Annotated in this window: 13 protein-coding genes; 10 read left to right on the plus strand and 3 right to left on the minus strand. The window is 47.9% G+C overall.

Features of this window, described 5'->3' with window-relative positions; genetic code table 11:
* Positions 1-157 precede the first annotated feature (157 nt).
* From PCH02S_RS08555 to pyrE, 4 genes are read left to right on the plus strand one after another with little or no spacing between them, the layout of a single operon-like run.
* Positions 158-1,342, plus strand: coding sequence for a carbamoyl phosphate synthase small subunit (locus PCH02S_RS08555; RefSeq protein ID WP_127452021.1), 1,185 nt, complete (start codon positions 158-160; stop codon positions 1,340-1,342).
* Positions 1,343-1,356: 14 nt separating this feature from the next.
* Positions 1,357-4,566: a carbamoyl-phosphate synthase large subunit gene (carB, locus tag PCH02S_RS08560; RefSeq protein WP_127452023.1), complete on the plus strand. Its 3,210-nt coding sequence runs from the start codon at positions 1,357-1,359 to the stop codon at positions 4,564-4,566.
* Positions 4,567-4,621: 55 nt separating this feature from the next.
* A complete protein-coding gene (pyrF, locus tag PCH02S_RS08565) occupies positions 4,622-5,311 on the plus strand; it encodes an orotidine-5'-phosphate decarboxylase (RefSeq protein WP_246069008.1) in 690 nt (229 codons plus the stop codon).
* Positions 5,312-5,343: 32 nt separating this feature from the next.
* Positions 5,344-5,985 (plus strand): orotate phosphoribosyltransferase, encoded by a 642-nt coding sequence (gene pyrE / locus PCH02S_RS08570; protein WP_127452026.1) that lies wholly within the window; start codon positions 5,344-5,346, stop codon positions 5,983-5,985.
* Between the two features lie 131 nt (positions 5,986-6,116).
* On the opposite strand, the gene PCH02S_RS08575 is transcribed toward pyrE, so the two are convergent.
* The gene (locus tag PCH02S_RS08575) at positions 6,117-7,001 is read right to left on the minus strand and encodes a LysR family transcriptional regulator (RefSeq protein ID WP_127452028.1); all 885 of its coding nucleotides are present in this window, start codon (positions 6,999-7,001) and stop codon (positions 6,117-6,119) included.
* Positions 7,002-7,124: 123 nt separating this feature from the next.
* On the opposite strand from PCH02S_RS08575, the gene dapA reads away from it, so the two are divergent.
* Together dapA and PCH02S_RS08585 are read left to right on the plus strand one after the other, a co-directional pair.
* Complete coding sequence (gene dapA, locus PCH02S_RS08580; RefSeq protein ID WP_127452029.1) at positions 7,125-8,000, plus strand: 4-hydroxy-tetrahydrodipicolinate synthase; 876 nt, start codon at positions 7,125-7,127, stop codon at positions 7,998-8,000.
* A 19-nt stretch (positions 8,001-8,019) separates the two neighbouring features.
* Positions 8,020-8,409, plus strand: coding sequence for a RidA family protein (locus PCH02S_RS08585; RefSeq protein ID WP_127452401.1), 390 nt, complete (start codon positions 8,020-8,022; stop codon positions 8,407-8,409).
* A gap of 97 nt (positions 8,410-8,506) precedes the next feature.
* Here PCH02S_RS08585 and PCH02S_RS08590 read toward each other — a convergent pair whose 3' ends face one another.
* A complete protein-coding gene (locus tag PCH02S_RS08590) occupies positions 8,507-9,013 on the minus strand; it encodes a GNAT family N-acetyltransferase (protein WP_127452031.1) in 507 nt (168 codons plus the stop codon).
* 18 nt (positions 9,014-9,031) lie between these two features.
* Complete coding sequence (locus PCH02S_RS08595) at positions 9,032-10,414, minus strand: dipeptidase (RefSeq protein WP_127452033.1); 1,383 nt, start codon at positions 10,412-10,414, stop codon at positions 9,032-9,034.
* 189 nt (positions 10,415-10,603) lie between these two features.
* On the opposite strand from PCH02S_RS08595, the gene PCH02S_RS08600 reads away from it, so the two are divergent.
* The 4 genes from PCH02S_RS08600 (at position 10,604) to PCH02S_RS08615 (ending at position 16,165) form a co-directional block, all read left to right on the plus strand.
* The gene (locus PCH02S_RS08600; RefSeq protein WP_127452034.1) at positions 10,604-11,149 is read left to right on the plus strand and encodes a GNAT family N-acetyltransferase; all 546 of its coding nucleotides are present in this window, start codon (positions 10,604-10,606) and stop codon (positions 11,147-11,149) included.
* A gap of 339 nt (positions 11,150-11,488) precedes the next feature.
* Positions 11,489-12,175, plus strand: coding sequence for an ABC transporter ATP-binding protein (locus PCH02S_RS08605; RefSeq protein ID WP_246069009.1), 687 nt, complete (start codon positions 11,489-11,491; stop codon positions 12,173-12,175).
* Positions 12,138-13,232 (plus strand): efflux RND transporter periplasmic adaptor subunit, encoded by a 1,095-nt coding sequence (locus PCH02S_RS08610; protein WP_127452038.1) that lies wholly within the window; start codon positions 12,138-12,140, stop codon positions 13,230-13,232. Before PCH02S_RS08605 ends, PCH02S_RS08610 begins: the two co-directional genes overlap by 38 nt.
* The gene (locus PCH02S_RS08615) at positions 13,232-16,165 is read left to right on the plus strand and encodes an ABC transporter permease (RefSeq protein ID WP_174806753.1); all 2,934 of its coding nucleotides are present in this window, start codon (positions 13,232-13,234) and stop codon (positions 16,163-16,165) included. The genes PCH02S_RS08610 and PCH02S_RS08615 overlap by 1 nt, the downstream gene beginning before the upstream one ends.

Below are 16,165 nucleotides of genomic sequence, written 5' to 3' on the forward strand. Positions count from 1 at the left end.
AACGACACGAACGATCTGTACGGAAACTATAAAATCGTGTATATTTATACAAACTGATCATTTTTTATGCAAGTCTACGCATAAAGATGATAACAAATAAGCATGACATCTGCGGTTCGTTAGAATCGCCTGACAATAGTGAAGGAGCTGAACATACATGCAGGCAAGATTGTTGCTGGAAGACGGCACGCTTTTTACAGGAAAATCGTTCGGTAGTGAAGGGGAATCCGTTGGTGAGGTAGTATTCAACACGGGAATTACTGGGTATCAGGAGGTTCTTTCCGACCCTTCCTACTGCGGTCAAATCGTAACGATGACTTATCCATTGGTGGGGAACTACGGTGTGATTCGTGATGATTTTGAATCCGTACGCCCATTCATTCATGGTTTTGTCGTTCGTGAGCACGAAGAAATCCCAAGCAACTGGAGAGCGCAATACACGCTTGGCAGCTTGCTTAAAGAATATGGCATCGTAGGCATCAGCGGTATCGATACGCGCATGTTGACTCGTAAGATCCGTCACCATGGCGTTATGAAAAGCTTGCTGACAACTTCCAATAAATCTGTTGCCGAGTTAACTGAAATCCTGAGAGGGACTTCCCTCATGACGGATCAAGTAGCTCGCGTCTCCACGAAAAGCGTGTACGGAGCACCAGGTCACAAAGAACGAATCGTATTGGTTGACTTTGGGGCGAAAAGCGGAATTATCCGCGATCTGAGCAAACGCGACTGTGACGTTGTTGTTGTGCCTCAAGATGCAACAGCGGAACAAATTCGCCGCCTTGCACCTGACGGCGTCCTGCTGTCTAACGGCCCTGGGGATCCGAAAGATGTTCCACACGCTGTCGAAATGATTAAAGGATTGCTTGGCGACATCCCGCTTTTCGGAATTTGCTTGGGTCACCAGCTGTTCGCACTTGCTTGCGGCGCTGACACTGACAAACTGAAATTCGGACATCGCGGCGGTAACCACCCGGTGAAAGATTTGGCTTCCGGCCGCTGCTACATTACATCGCAAAACCATGGCTACACCGTAAAAGATGAGTCCGTTGCCGGAACTGATCTTGAAGTGACGCACATTAACAATAATGACCGTACAATTGAAGGTTTGAAACATAAGAAATTCCCGGCTTTCTCGGTTCAATACCATCCGGAAGCTGCACCTGGACCGTTTGACTCCAGCTATCTGTTCGATGATTTCATCTCGATGATTCGTCAGCACAAACTAGATAATCCAGAACAACCGCGCCAAGCGCAAATGCTTGCTCAATGGAAAGCATCCGCGGCATCGACATCTGTAAGTAAAGCTTACGAAGCAAGTTTTGCTGAAGCAAAACTCTAGGGAGGAACTGTAATATGCCAAAAAATAATACACTCAAAAAGATCCTCGTTATCGGTTCCGGTCCGATCGTTATTGGTCAGGCAGCGGAATTCGACTATGCGGGAACGCAAGCTTGCCAAGCATTGAAAGAAGAAGGCATGGAAGTTATCCTGATCAACTCCAACCCGGCTACGATTATGACGGATACGAACATGGCTGACAAAGTATATATCGAACCAATTACGCTTGAATTTGTTACACAAATCATTCGTCAAGAGCGTCCAGACGGTTTGCTTCCGACTTTAGGTGGTCAAACAGGTCTGAACATGGCAGTAGAACTTGCTCGCGCTGGCGTTCTTGAGAGCGAGAACGTGAAGCTTCTGGGTACACAGCTTACTGCGATTGAGAAAGCGGAAGACCGCGATCTTTTCAGAGACTTGATGAGAGAGCTGGAGCAGCCTGTACCGGATAGCGTTATCGTAACAACTGTCGCGCAAGCGGTAGATTTTGCAAATGAAATCGGCTTCCCGATCATCGTTCGTCCTGCCTACACACTTGGTGGTACTGGCGGCGGTATCTGTAACACGATGGAAGAACTGACGGATATCGTAGCTTCCGGAATTCGTTACAGCCCAATCGGCCAATGTCTGGTTGAACGCAGCATCGCAGGTATGAAAGAAGTCGAGTATGAAGTTATGCGTGACGCGAACGACAACTGTATCGTTGTATGTAACATGGAGAATTTTGATCCAGTAGGCGTACATACCGGAGACAGTATCGTAGTAGCGCCAAGCCAAACGTTGTCGGATCGCGAATATCAAATGCTTCGCTCCGCATCCCTGAAAATCATTCGTGCTTTGAACATCGAAGGCGGATGTAACGTACAATATGCGCTTGATCCGCACAGCTTCCAGTACTATGTTATCGAAGTTAACCCGCGCGTAAGCCGCTCTTCAGCGCTTGCATCCAAAGCAACAGGTTACCCGATTGCCAAAATGGCAGCTAAAATCGCGATTGGCTACACGCTCGATGAGCTTGTAAATCCGGTAACGGGTCAAACGTATGCATGCTTCGAGCCTGCACTTGACTACATCGTGTCCAAAATCCCGCGTTGGCCTTTCGATAAATTCACGGCGGCTAACCGCAAATTGGGTACACAAATGAAAGCAACCGGTGAAGTTATGGCGATCGGACGTACATTCGAAGAGTCCATTCACAAAGCGGTTCGCTCCTTGGAAATTGGTGTACATCGTTTGTTCCTGAAGGAAACAGACCTTTTAGATACAGAAACATTGGAATCCCGTTTGCAAAAACCTGATGATGAGCGCTTGTTCTTACTGGCAGAAGCTTACCGCAGAGGCTATTCTGTAGAACAATTGCAAAATTTGACGAAAATTGATTGGTGGTTCTTGAACAAGCTTGAAGGTTTGATCAAGTTCGAGAAAGAAATCGCTGCAAGCGAATTAACGGCTGATCTGATTTTTGAAATTAAGCGTAAAGGCTTTACAGACCGAGCTGTTGCTGAAATCCGTACGCTTGCCGGCTGCACAACATTCATTAACGAAGCTGATGTAAGAGCTTATCGCTTGAAGCAAAACATTAAACCTGTTTACAAAATGGTTGATACTTGCGCAGCGGAGTTTGAAGCCTCGACGCCATACTACTATTCAACTTATGAGCAAGAAGATGAAGTAACGGAAACATCGAAAGAGAAAGTTGTTGTACTTGGTTCCGGTCCAATCCGTATCGGACAAGGGATTGAGTTTGACTACTCAACCGTACACGCTGTATGGGCAATTCAAGCTGCTGGCTACGAAGCTGTTATTATCAATAACAACCCAGAGACGGTGTCCACGGACTTCAACACATCCGATCGCTTGTACTTCGAGCCATTGTTCTTCGAAGATGTGATGAACGTCATTGAACGCGAGAAACCAATCGGGGTTATCGTACAATTCGGTGGTCAAACCGCGATCAACTTGGCAGCTCCTTTACACAAAGCAGGAGTTCGCATTCTAGGTTCCGATCTGGAAAGTATCGATACTGCGGAAGATCGCAAGAAATTCGAAGCTTTGCTAAGCAAGCTTTCCATTGCTCAACCTCCAGGCGGTACAGTAACTTCTGTGAATGAAGCGGTTGGAACTGCAGCGAAATTCGGTTATCCGGTTATCGTTCGACCTTCCTATGTCTTGGGCGGACGTGCGATGGAAATCGTCTACTCCGATGAAGAATTGCTGAGCTACATGGAATATGCGGTGAAAATCAACCCTGAGCATCCGGTTCTGATCGACCGTTATATGCTGGGTAAAGAGGTAGAAGTAGACGCGATTTGTGATAGAGAAACGGTTCTAATCCCTGGGATTATGGAACACGTTGAGCGTGCAGGGGTTCACTCCGGCGACTCCATCGCGGTATACCCGCCGCAATCGCTCTCTGACGAAATTAAGGCGCAAGTTATCGAGATTACGACAAAAATCGGTCTGGAACTTAACGTAGTGGGCTTGGTAAACATCCAGTTCGTTATCCACAACGACCAAGTGTATGTAATCGAGGTTAACCCGCGTTCTTCCAGAACGGTACCATTCTTAAGCAAAGTAACGAACATTCCGATGGCTAACGTGGCTACACGCGTCATTATGGGACAAAAGCTGGCGGATATGGGTTACCAAAGCGGTCTATGGCCGGAAGATAACTATGTCTCCGTAAAAGTGCCGGTATTCTCCTTCGCGAAACTTCGCCGTGTCGATACAACACTCGGACCTGAGATGAAATCAACAGGTGAGGTCATGGGTCGCGATACGAACTTCGCTAAGGCGCTTTACAAAGGTTTAATCGGTGCGGGTATGAAAATCCCGTCTGCAGGTTCAGTCGTCGTGACTGTTGCTGACAAAGACAAGGAAGAAGCGATTGAAATCTTGAAAGGCTTCTACCGTCTCGGTTATAAAATCATTGCAACCGGTGGAACGGCTACAGCGATTGAAGAAGCTGGTCTTCCAGTTACAACGGTGCATAAATTGAGCGAAGGCTCACCGAACATTTTGGATCTGATTCGCAGCGGTGACGCGCAGTTTGTTGTCAACACGCTGACCAAAGGCAAAACGCCTGAGCGCGACGGTTTCCGTATTCGCCGTGAAGCTGTTGAGAACGGTGTGGTTTGTATGACATCGCTGGACACAGTAAGAGCACTCGTGAATATGCTTGAAGCGATCAACTTCTCCTCACGTTCCATGCCGGTTCATGTCTAAGAAAGAGGTGACGGACTTGTCAGTATTAACTCGTACGGATGTTGCAGGACGCATTATGGTCGCGCTCGATTATGCGAATGCGGCAAGCGCCGAAGGGCTGCTGAAGCAGCTCGAGGGCATCCCTTGCTATGTGAAGGTGGGCATGCAGCTGTTCTATGCTGCAGGTCCAAGCTTTGTCGCGAGCCTGAAGGATCGCGGTTATAAGGTGTTCCTTGATGTGAAGATGCATGACATTCCGAACACGGTCAAAGGCGGCGCGGAAAGCGTAACGCGCCTAGGAGTGGATGTGTTCAACGTCCATGCCGCCGGAGGCAAGGACATGATGGTCGCTACCTTGGAGGGTGTTGACAAGGGTTTGGCCGCAGGCGCGGTACGTCCGATCGTCATCGGCGTGACGCAGCTGACCAGCACCTCGCAAGCGGTGCTGAACGAAGAGATCGGCTTGACCGGTACGGTGGAGCAAGCCGTCATTCGTTATGCCCGCTTGGCGCATGCCGCGGGGCTTCAGGGCGTCGTCGCGTCACCGCTAGAGGTGACGGCGATTAAGGCGGCGTGCGGTGACGGGTTCGTCACCGTAACGCCGGGCATCCGCCCGGCAGGAGCGGATGTGGGCGACCAGTCGCGCATTATGACGCCAAGCGAGGCGTTCGCGCAGGGAACGGACTACGTCGTGATCGGCAGACCGATCACAGGCGCAGCGGACCCAAGGGCTGCATTGGAATCGATTATTGATTCCATCTTGTAACATCTAACAACGGAAGGAACGGTGGAAGTAACATGAGTCAACTCGAAACGATTGCGAAGCATGTCGCGGCTTCCTTATTAGATATTCAAGCGGTAGCGTTAAGACCGCAGCAACCTTTCACATGGACTTCGGGCTTGAAATCCCCGATTTATTGCGACAACCGTCTGACGATGTCACACCCGGCGATTCGCGAAGCGATCGCTGACGGCTTCGTCAGCTTGATTCAAGAGAAGTTCCCGGATGCAGAGGTTGTAGCCGGTACTGCAACGGCTGGCATCCCTCATGCGGCATGGGTCGCTCAGAAGCTGGGTCTCCCCATGATTTATATTCGCGATAAAGCGAAAGGCCATGGCAAAGAGAACCTGATTGAAGGTTCTGTAAAGCCCGGCCAAAAGGTCATCGTTATCGAGGACCTGATTTCAACAGGCGGAAGCTCTCTGAAAGCAGCGATTGCTGTCAAAGAAGCCGGAGCCATACCGTTAGGCGTACTAGCCATTTTCTCCTACCAATTGGACAAGGCGACAGACGCTTTCCAAGCTGCGGAGATGCCGCTTCATACGCTTTCCAACTACTCTACGCTGCTTGAAGTAGCTTTAGAGAAGGGTGCAATCAAAGCTGAGGATATGGCTTTGCTACGCTCATGGAGAGAGAATCCTGCTGCTTTTGGTGTGTAAAAGGATTTGATGTGTGCCAGTTTCGGCTGGTTACCGCACCGGCGGCGCCACAATAGGATGACATTCTCGACATCCACATATAAATGAAATGCGAAGAAGCCCTACCTTTTCGAAAAGGAGGGCTTCTTTTTTTATTTGTCTTCCTCGTTATTGGTCAATAGTTGGATAAAAGTTTGCAAGGGCTGGGAGATCCACTTTTTCGGATGAAGCAGCAGTTGGATATCCAACTTTAAATCTTCATGTGAAAAAGGCAGGGAAACAAGCCTTTTTTGTTCGAGTTCGCCCTGAACGACAATTCTGGGAAGCAGCGCGATCCCGAGCCCATTCATAACGCATTGCTTAATGGCCTCCAAATTGCCTAGTTCGAAGCCGATTTGGAACGGGATGGCGTGATCTTTGAGCAGCTTTTCAAACATGCCCCGATAAATGCAGCTTTCTTCTGTTACAATAAACTCAGTTTGTTGTAGATCGGTAAGCTCAATTCGGTCTAATTGTGTGAGCGGATGAGATAATGGAGCAACAAGCAGCAAGGGTTCTTCTTTAATTTTCGTACAGGTTAAGAGGGGTTCAGCCGGATATTGGTCCAAAAGCAGACCCAGATCGTAGTCGCCTTCTCTAACTTTGGTCATCAGGGAGGCTTCGCTGTCCGGATATAACTGAATATTGAGGCCGGGATAAAGCTGTTTCAAAGCTTGTAAATAAGGAGGCAGGTAATAAGCCGCAAGCGAGTTAATTGTGCCAATCGTCAAAGTACCGGTGACCTGGCTTGCCACCATTTCTTTGGACTGATCATAGAGATCGAGCATTTGTACAGCCAGTTTCAGAAGGATTTCACCAGGAGATGTCAGCCGCAGCTGCCGGCCAAATCGTTCAAAAAGAGGCACCCCGTATTCACGCTCAAGCTTCTGAATTTGCATCGTAATGCTGGATTGCGCATAGCCTAAATCTTCGGCGGCCTTGGTAAAGCTTTTTCTTCGGGCAACTTCCCGAAAGGTGCGGAAATACGTTAAGTCCATGGCAGCCTCCTAATCTCACTTCAAAATTATTGATGAGTAGTATCACTTATTATAGCTAACTGTGATGCATTATTCCATGCTAAAGTGGATGTACAACATCAAATTAACGGGGAGATGGCTAATATGTTAAATGAAAAAGACTTGCATGGTGTGTATGTTCCTATCATTACGCCTTTTGACGAGGATGGCGAGTTGGATGCTGCCTCCTTGTATAATCATGCCTACAATTTGTTTCAAGACGGAATCGATGGGCTCGTCGTTAATGGTACGACAGGGGAATCCCCGACGATTGCGAGTGATGAACTGGGCATTATGTTTGCAACTGCTCAAGCTGCCCGAGATGCGGCGCATGTGCATGTCCCGCTTGTAGTGGGTACGGGCACGAATGATACGCGATCTACGGTGCGTAAAACAGAAGAAGCTGGAAAACTTGGCGCTGACAGTGCTTTAGTCGTGGTGCCGTATTATAATAAACCCAGTCAGCAAGGGATTATTGAGCATTTTCGCCGTGTTGCAAGTGTTGGTGTACCCGTCATTCTCTATGAAGTTCCCCATCGTACAGGGGTTAAATTAGAGCTGGATACGGTTCGGACCATTCTCGAACTGGATGGTGTGATTGGAATGAAAGACAGTACGCCCAACACTCAGCTAGTCTCGGAGCTTACTAGATTGGGCTCGAAGCCGATTTTGTGCGGTGAAGATACGTTGCTTTTCGAGGCTCTTCAATCAGGGGCTAAGGGTGTAATGAGCGCATCTGCGAATGTGGAGACAGAGCGGTTTGTAGCATTTTATCGCCATTTTCTGGAAGGGCAGCAGGAGAAAAGCAAAGAGTTTTTTGAAAAATTGCTTCCGCTGATTCACCTGCTTTTCCAAGAGCCTAATCCAGCTCCACTGAAATGGCTGCTTGAGCACCAAAGGGTCATTGAATCGGGAACGCTTCGCTTGCCGCTTATGCCGGTATCGGAAGGTTTGCGCGCTAAGCTTGCATCTTATCTGTAAAAGGAGAGTTGAGTGAATGATGACTCGAACAAAAGTATTTACAGGCTCGCCTTGGGAGCCTACGGTAGGTTATTGCCGCGCAATCCGAGTAGGCAATCGCATTGAGGTAGCCGGAACAACAGCAATGAGGGATGGCGAAGTGGTCGGCGAAGGCAACGCTTATGAGCAAGCGCGTTATGTGCTGGAGATAATTGAGAAAGCACTCCTAGAGCTTGGAGCCACGATGTCGGATGTTATACGTACGCGCATGTTTGTGACGGATATTTCCTTATGGGAGGAATTCGGCCGTGCGCATGGGGAATTTTTCCGGGAAGTTCAGCCAGTGGCAACAATGGTTGAGGTGCAAGCTTTAATTGATCCCAGGTTAATGATAGAAATTGAAGTTGAGGCGTTGAAGACCGAAGATTAGAGATGTGTTCAGGTTAATAAATAAATAGCGCTTTTTCATTTTGTCGTTGATGTCATGTCGCTGACAAGAGGAAAAAGCGCTATTCGCGTGTTATTTGTTAGCCGACCCGTTTACCGAGAATAATCAAGTCTCGTTCAATTCCGTCAAGCTCGGCAATGCCAGGCAGATGCGCCCAATTTTCAAAACCAAATTTACGGAAAAGCTGCAGACTAGGTTCATTATGGCCGAAAATAAAGCCGAGCAAAGTCTTAAGCCCCAGCTTTGGACAAGCTTCTAAAGCCTGCTCCATGAGGTATCGGCCGATTCCTTGGCCGCGGCACGTTTCGTCTATATAAATACTGACTTCTGCCGTGGCATTGTAGGCAGGGCGGCCATAAAAGGATTGAAAACTAAGCCAGCCGCAGATCCCGCTGCCATTTTCCAGTACCCATAAAGGACGGAAATTCGCGGAGTGTTCATGAAACCAGCCTTCACGACTGGCTGTCGTCACGGGTTCCGTATCTGCGGTAACCATGCGCCCAGCAATTGTTGAATTATAGATACGTACGATATCCGCGAGATCTTCCAAATTGGCATCGCGGAGAGATAGATTTGTTGTGCTCATGATGTTCGCTCATTCCTCTCATGCTTTCTCATTTCGTGCAGCTAGATTCAGCCAGAAGCGGCTGATTGTCTCCGTTCCCTTTTCCCAATTGATCAAATGGAAATGCTCATTAGGGGCATGCAAGTTCTCACCCGGAAGGCCGAAGCCGAGCAGAACAACTGGGGCATCCAGCACGCGGCCCAACACTTCCACGATTGGAATGGAGCCGCCGCTACGTGTGTACACTGGCCATGAGCCATATGTATCTTCATAAGCTTCAGCGGCTGCAACCATGACGGGCTCGTCGATCGGCGTAATAAACGGATTGCCGCGTAATTGACGATCGAGTGTTACTTTAACGCCAGGCAAATCTTGGGCATGAATATGCGCTTCAACGGCATTCATGATCTCATCCGGGATTTGCGCAGCAACGAGTCGGCAGGCAATTTTGGCCGAAGCACGGTTAGGGATAATGGGTTTAATCCCTTCACCTTGAAAACCGCCGCTCACCGAAGTTATTTCCAACGTGGGTCTCGACGTTGTTTGCTCGTAGAACGAGAATCCTTTTTCCCCATATAACGTGTCGACATTTAGATTTGTACGGACTTTATTTTCATCAGGTTCAACTTGTTTAAAAGCTTCGCGCTCTTTGTCTGAAAGCTCGATGACCCGATCGTAGAAGCCTTCGACGGCTACTCGGCCATCGGCATCATGAAAAGAGCTTAGCAGCTTGGTTAAAGCATGAATCGGATTTTGGACAGCCCCGCCAAATAGCCCGGAATGCAGGTCACTGTTCGCTCCATCGATCGTAATCTCAAAACCGGCGAGACCACGCAAGCCATACATAAGCGCCGGTTTGCCAGGGCCGTGCATCTGAGTATCCGATAGGACAACAGCGTCAGCCTGCAATTTGTCTTGGTACTTTTCTACAAAGGGAGGGAGGTTTTTACTGGCAATTTCTTCTTCGCCTTCAATACAGAATTTCACATTCACGGGAAGAGTGCCTTGTGTACGAAGGAAAGCTTCGACCACTTTTACATAAAGCAGAAGTTGCCCCTTATCGTCTGTACTGCCTCGGGCATATAGCTTCCCATCGCGAATGACAGGCTCGAAAGGTGGAGTGTCCCATAATTCCATAGGATCTGCCGGTTGAACGTCATAGTGTCCATAAATAAGCACAGTTGGTTTACCTTCTGCATGCAGCCAGTCAGCATAAACGACAGGATGCCCGCCTGTAGGCATGATTTCAATATTTTCTAGGCCGGCTTTTCTGAGGGAGTCAGCCGTCCATTCCGCACAGCGCTTCATATCCGGTTGATGTTCGGCAACAGCACTAATACTTGGAATCCGCAAAAATTGCATCAATTCCTCTATGTGTTGGTCTCTTTGCTCTTCCAAATAGGTTTTGATTGTTTCAATCATGTCGGTGATCTCCTTCTTTGTAAGCAATTCTAAATAAGCTACTTCTTTTAACTTCCCCAAAGGGCGGGAAAATCCTGCAAATGAATGCTCCTCTATCACATTTTGTAGGACAGTTGCATGCAGCTTGGAGAAGCGGGTATTATTGTAAAGCCAAATAAACGGAACCGTGACGGTTAAGGAGGAGTAAACATGCAGCTTGTTTGTAAAACAGAACGAATGTCTTTGGTTCGTTTAGATCCAACTTCATCTGAGCTGGTGCTTGATTATGTGAATCGCAATCGGGCTTTTTTGAAGGAATGGGAAATTGAGCGTAATGAGCTGTATTATACGAATTCGCATCAAGCTGATTTGCTTGAGAAAGAAGTTAAACTGATCGAGGACGGCTTGCTGATAAAAGTATGGATGTTGTATGAAGACCGAGTGATAGGGTCGATTTCTCTAAGCAATATTGTCAGAGGAGCTTTTCAATCCTGCCATCTGGGCTATCGAATGGATGGAAGCCTTGTCAATCGTGGGCTTATGACGGAGGGGGTCCAGGCCATAATTGACTATGCTTTTGAGGTCGTGGGGCTGCACCGAATTGAAGCCAACATCATGCCACGCAATGCTGCCTCTTTGAGGGTTGTGGAAAAACTGGGGTTCTATGAGGAGGGCTTAGCGTTCAAATATTTGAAAATTCATGGTGTTTGGGAGGATCATATTCATATGGTGCTGCGGAATACGGCTATGGAATAAAAGCGGTAGATGTAGATAAGGATCATCTTAAAAGTCTGTAAGGACTTTCAGGATGGTCCTTTTTTGGATAAAATTAGGTATTTTGTTGTATAACATTTTTTTTACAAATCATAGTATATTTTAATAGATTCATACAAGAGAACGTTCGTGCTTAAAAACTTTCAGCAAATTTTCAGTTTCGTGGAACTTTTTGAAAACATCTAACGTCTAATTTATCATACAGGTTATTTTGGAAATGAAAGGAAGAAGTATCATATGGCGAATTGGTTTCGCAAAAATAACAGGGCTGAGCCTGCAGGTACTGAGGATAAGATAATCCCTAACGAGTTGCAAGCAGCTATGCACGTACATAATTCGCCGCTGCTAACGGTAACGGGTGTTCATCGCTCTTTTCAAGTCGGCGGCGAGCGTTTAGAGGTACTGAAAGGGATTGAGATGGAACTCCGACCGCTTCAGCTTGTGATGCTCAAAGGCCGCTCAGGCTCAGGGAAAACAACACTTTTGAATTTAATTGGGGGGCTTGATCAGCCGAATGAGGGAGAAATCATGTTCCTAAATCATGCTTTCCATTTAGGGAGCGACAATGAACGAACGTTAGTTCGTCGAAAGGAGATCGGCTTTATTTTTCAATCGTATGCCTTAATGCCGTTATTATCAGCATGGGAAAATGTGGAGCTTGCGCTTCGCATGGCGGGTGTTCCTCGGTCTGAATGGAAAGAACGGGTTGCGTATTGTCTAGAGCTCGTCGGGCTCGGTAAGCGAATGTACCATCGGCCTTTCGAGCTGTCTGGTGGTGAGCAGCAGCGTGTTGCCATTGCCAAGGCGATTGCGCATCGACCTTCCTTGATTTTGGCCGACGAACCGACGGCTGAGCTGGACTCCCAGATGGGAGCACAAATCATGTCCGTTTTTCGCAGTATGATTGCAACGGAGCAGGTAACAATTTGTATGACGACCCATGACCCTACGATTTTGGAGGATGCCGATCATGTTTACGAAATGGTGGACGGGAAATTCGTCTCCTAACTGGGGAAAGCCCGTAACTGCACTACTTATCTCTACTACACTTATTTTATCTTCCGGCTGCTCGCTGCTGCCAAAGGAACAGGAAGAAGAGGCGCTTCCAAGCATTAATCCGCCTAAGTTATCCAAGAAGCCTGAATATACGGTGAAAACAGAAACACTTGAGACGAAAGTAAGAGGGAGCGGGCGTCTCATGGCGCTGCAGGAAGAAAAGCTGTTCTTCTCCGAAGATATGACTTCCAAACGGATCAGTGCCATTCTCGTGAAAAATGGCGATGCGGTTGAGAAAGGTCAGCCCGTAGCTGAGCTGGACGTTTCGGATATGGAAAGCGATTTGAAGCGGAAGAGGCTTGAAACCCGCAAAGATGAGCTGACGATGATCGAAACGCTGCGGAAAGCGGACGAAATGACGCCGGAGCAAATTGAGCAGGCCAAGATTGATTTTGAGCTGAAGCGGGAGGAACTCACGAAGCTGGAGAACCAAGTGAGTAAAGCGAAGCTTCTCGCACCGTTTAGCGGAACGATCGTCACGGTTACAGCGAAGAAAGGCGACACAGTGAAGTCAGAAGAGTCCGTCGCGACACTTGCGGACTTGAATGAATTGACGGTGGCGGCAAGTATAAGCGCAGACGATGCGAAGAAAGTCTCCATCGGCATGGAAGTCCAAGTGGATATTAACTCTGCCGGACAGCACAAAGGAAAGGTTAAGCAGCTGCCGAACCCGCAAGCGGCAGGGAATAATAACGGCGGCTTCCCGGGAGGCGGGCAAGACGGCAAGCAGGACTCCATTGATCAATATTTAGTCGTTCAGTTGGATGAATTTCCGAAAGGCCTGAATCGTGGAACACCGCTTAGCGTGACAATTATTACCCAAAGGAAAGAAAACGCGACAACGATACCGCTTGCGGCGCTTCGTTCCTATTCCGGCCGGAATTATGTGCAGGTGGTTGATAATCAGGGAAATAAGAAGGAAGTTGATGTGGAAATCGGTCAACAGACGTCAACGGATGTAGAGATTGTAAAAGGTCTTACCGCCGGACAGAAAGTAGTTGGTCGCTAATGTCTATTCCCATGCTGCGGTTTTTATTTCGGAAAATGTGGAATACCCGCTGGCTGACGCTCAGCACATTGCTTGGTTTGATTATGGCTGTTGCGTTCACAACCAGCATACCGATGTATGCGGACGGGTCGCTGAAGCGTGTCGTAGCCAAATCGCTCGAAGAGAAAAGCAGCGGACTTCCGGCAGGATCCGTGCTTATGCGATATCAAGCGGTTGGGACGGAACGTGCAGGGTTAGACGAGCTAAAGGACGTCAATGTGTACATAGGAGAAGAAATTCCCAAAGAAATTGGATTTCCGATTGATACGTTCGCCAAAAGCTACACGATCAAAGCAGCTCAAATAACCCCTGTTGATGCATCGAAAGTAGATCCCAGCAAAAGGCGGCAAATGGCGCTCACTTCATGGAGCGAGCTGAATAATCACGTGGATTGGTCCATCGGTCAAATGGCTTCGGATCAAGTGCAGAACGGTATTCTGGAAGCTGTTGTTTTGGATGAAGCTTTATACCGGAATGATTTGCACATCGGTGATGTGTTCAACTACTCGGTGTCTGGTGCAGGAGGCAGCCAACTGCTTAAGGTGAAGATTGTCGGCTCTTTCAAGCCAAAAAATGAAGCGGATGCCTATTGGTTTCAAGGTTTAGAGGGGTTACTTAACTCACTTATCGTAAGTGATGATGTTTTTATGAAGACATTGTTAACAGAGAAGAAAATTCCGCTCCAGTTGGCTAATTGGTATTATGCTTTCGACCTGCGGGATATTCAAACAAGTCAGTTGTCACCACTAGATCACCGTCTGGAGAGATTGGATATCAACCTCTTCCAGAAACTTAAAAATACGAAGGTCGATGTTTCCTTCAAGCCGATGCTTGCTGAATTTAAGGCGCAAAGCTTGCAGATGCAAATTTTATTATTCACGTTAGCAGCACCTATGATTGCCATGGTTTTCTATTACATTGTTATGAATGCCAGACAATCCCTGGATCGACAGCGGGGAGTTATCGCCACACTGCGAAGCAGGGGCGGCAGCACGAAGCAAATCATTGGCATTTATTTTCTGGAAGGTTTATCGCTAGGGATCATAGCGTTGGTAGTTGGACCGTTCATGGGCTGGTTCATGGCCAAAAGTATAGGTTCTTCCAGCGGGTTCCTGACTTTTGTGGACCGCAAATCAATTCCGGTCAGTTTTACCAAGGAAGCAATGCTGTACGGCGGGCTTGCTGTTTTAATCGCCATCCTGGCAAGTGTCATTCCTGCGGTTCTTTACGCCAAAGCTTCGATCGTGAACTATAATCAGCTCCTTGCTCGATCTGATCGATCTCCGCTATGGCAGCGTTGGTTTATAGACATTGTACTGCTCGGTGTTGTAGGTTATGGCTTTTATCTGTTTGATCAGCGTCAGGTGTTGTCTGTACAGACTGGCTTAACGACCGATCAGCTGCAAGTTCATCCGCTACTGTTTTTTGTGCCTGCACTCTCGATATTTGCGTTGGGATTATTCTTTTTGCGAATTTTCCCGTGGCTGCTGCGCTTTTTTGGATGGCTTGGGCGGAGATTCCTTCCGGTGCCTCTCTACTTAACACTTGTGCAGCTTTCCCGGTCGGCCAAAGCTTACTATCCATTAATGCTGTTGTTGATTCTTACGCTGGGACTCGGCGTATACAATTCTTCGGCAGCACGCACGATTGATCTGAATTCCACAGAGCGAACGCTCTATCAATATGGAACGGATGTGGTGCTGCAAACGGTATGGGAAGGTTTCTCCGATGATCTGCCTAAAGATCCTAATGCAGGCGGAAATCAGGGTGGTGGCGCTGGAGGTAATAACGGCGGCAACGGTGGCTCCGGGAATGGAGGAAACGGTGCTGGCGGTGGTCAAGGAGGCCAGGGCGGTCAGGGTAGTGGAAATCCCGGGGAGGAAACACCATCGAAGATTCGCTACGTGGAGCCGCCATTTCAAGTATTTCGCGAGCTTGAAGGCGTTCAGGCAGCGGCAAGAGTGCTGCAAACCAAAGGTAATGTCGTGGTTTCCGGGAAATCGACGGGCCAAGGGCTTGTCATGGGCATCGATAACGTCGATTTTGCCAAAGTCGGGTGGTTCCGGCCAGATTTATTTCCAGCTCCTCCGTATCAATATTTGAATTTGCTTGGCAGCTATGAGCAAGCCGTTATCATTCCTTCTAATTATGCAAGCAAGTATGCGTTGAAAGCCGGGGATCTGCTCTCAATTACCATTAGCCAGCAGCCTGTGGAATTCGTCATCGTTGGCATTCTTCCGTACTGGCCAAGTCAATATCCCGATCAGACGCCATTTTTCATTACAAATTTGGATTATGTATACGATCAAGCGCCTATGGTTCCTTATGAGGTTTGGCTGAAAATGAAACCAGACGCGAAAGTGGCGCCTATTGTTACTGCTTTGCAAGATAAGGGGATTGAGCTGGCTTCTGTGAAGGATGTTCGCAACGAGCTCATTGTTCAGAAGAAGCTTCCGGCCAGGGGCGGAGTTTTCGGGATTCTAAGCTTAGGCTTTCTCGTATCTGTCCTAGTGTCTTTAATCGGCTACATGTTGTACTGGTTCTTCAATCTTTCCAGTAGAGTCGTGCAGTTTGGGGTCCTTCGTGCTATGGGGCTTTCCCGTAAGCAATTGACCGGCATGCTGCTGCTTGAGCAAGGCTTTACAGCAGGTTTATCGATTGCTTTAGGAATTGCAATAGGTAAACTGACGAGTTATTTCTTCTTGCCTTTCTTGCAAACGTCTCAGAATGTGAAGACTCAGGTGCCGCCTTTCCGGGTTGTTTTCGATTCCAAAGACACCAATCAGCTCTATTTCGTTGTAGCTTTCATGATGGCAACAGGAGCTTTACTGCTGTTCTTGCACATTAGAAGGCTGCGTGTTCATCAAGCTGTGAAGCTCGGGGAGGAGAAATAG

This window comes from Paenibacillus chondroitinus NBRC 15376 (genome assembly GCF_004000765.1).
Taxonomy (GTDB): Bacteria; Bacillota; Bacilli; order Paenibacillales; family NBRC-103111; genus Paenibacillus_E; species Paenibacillus_E chondroitinus.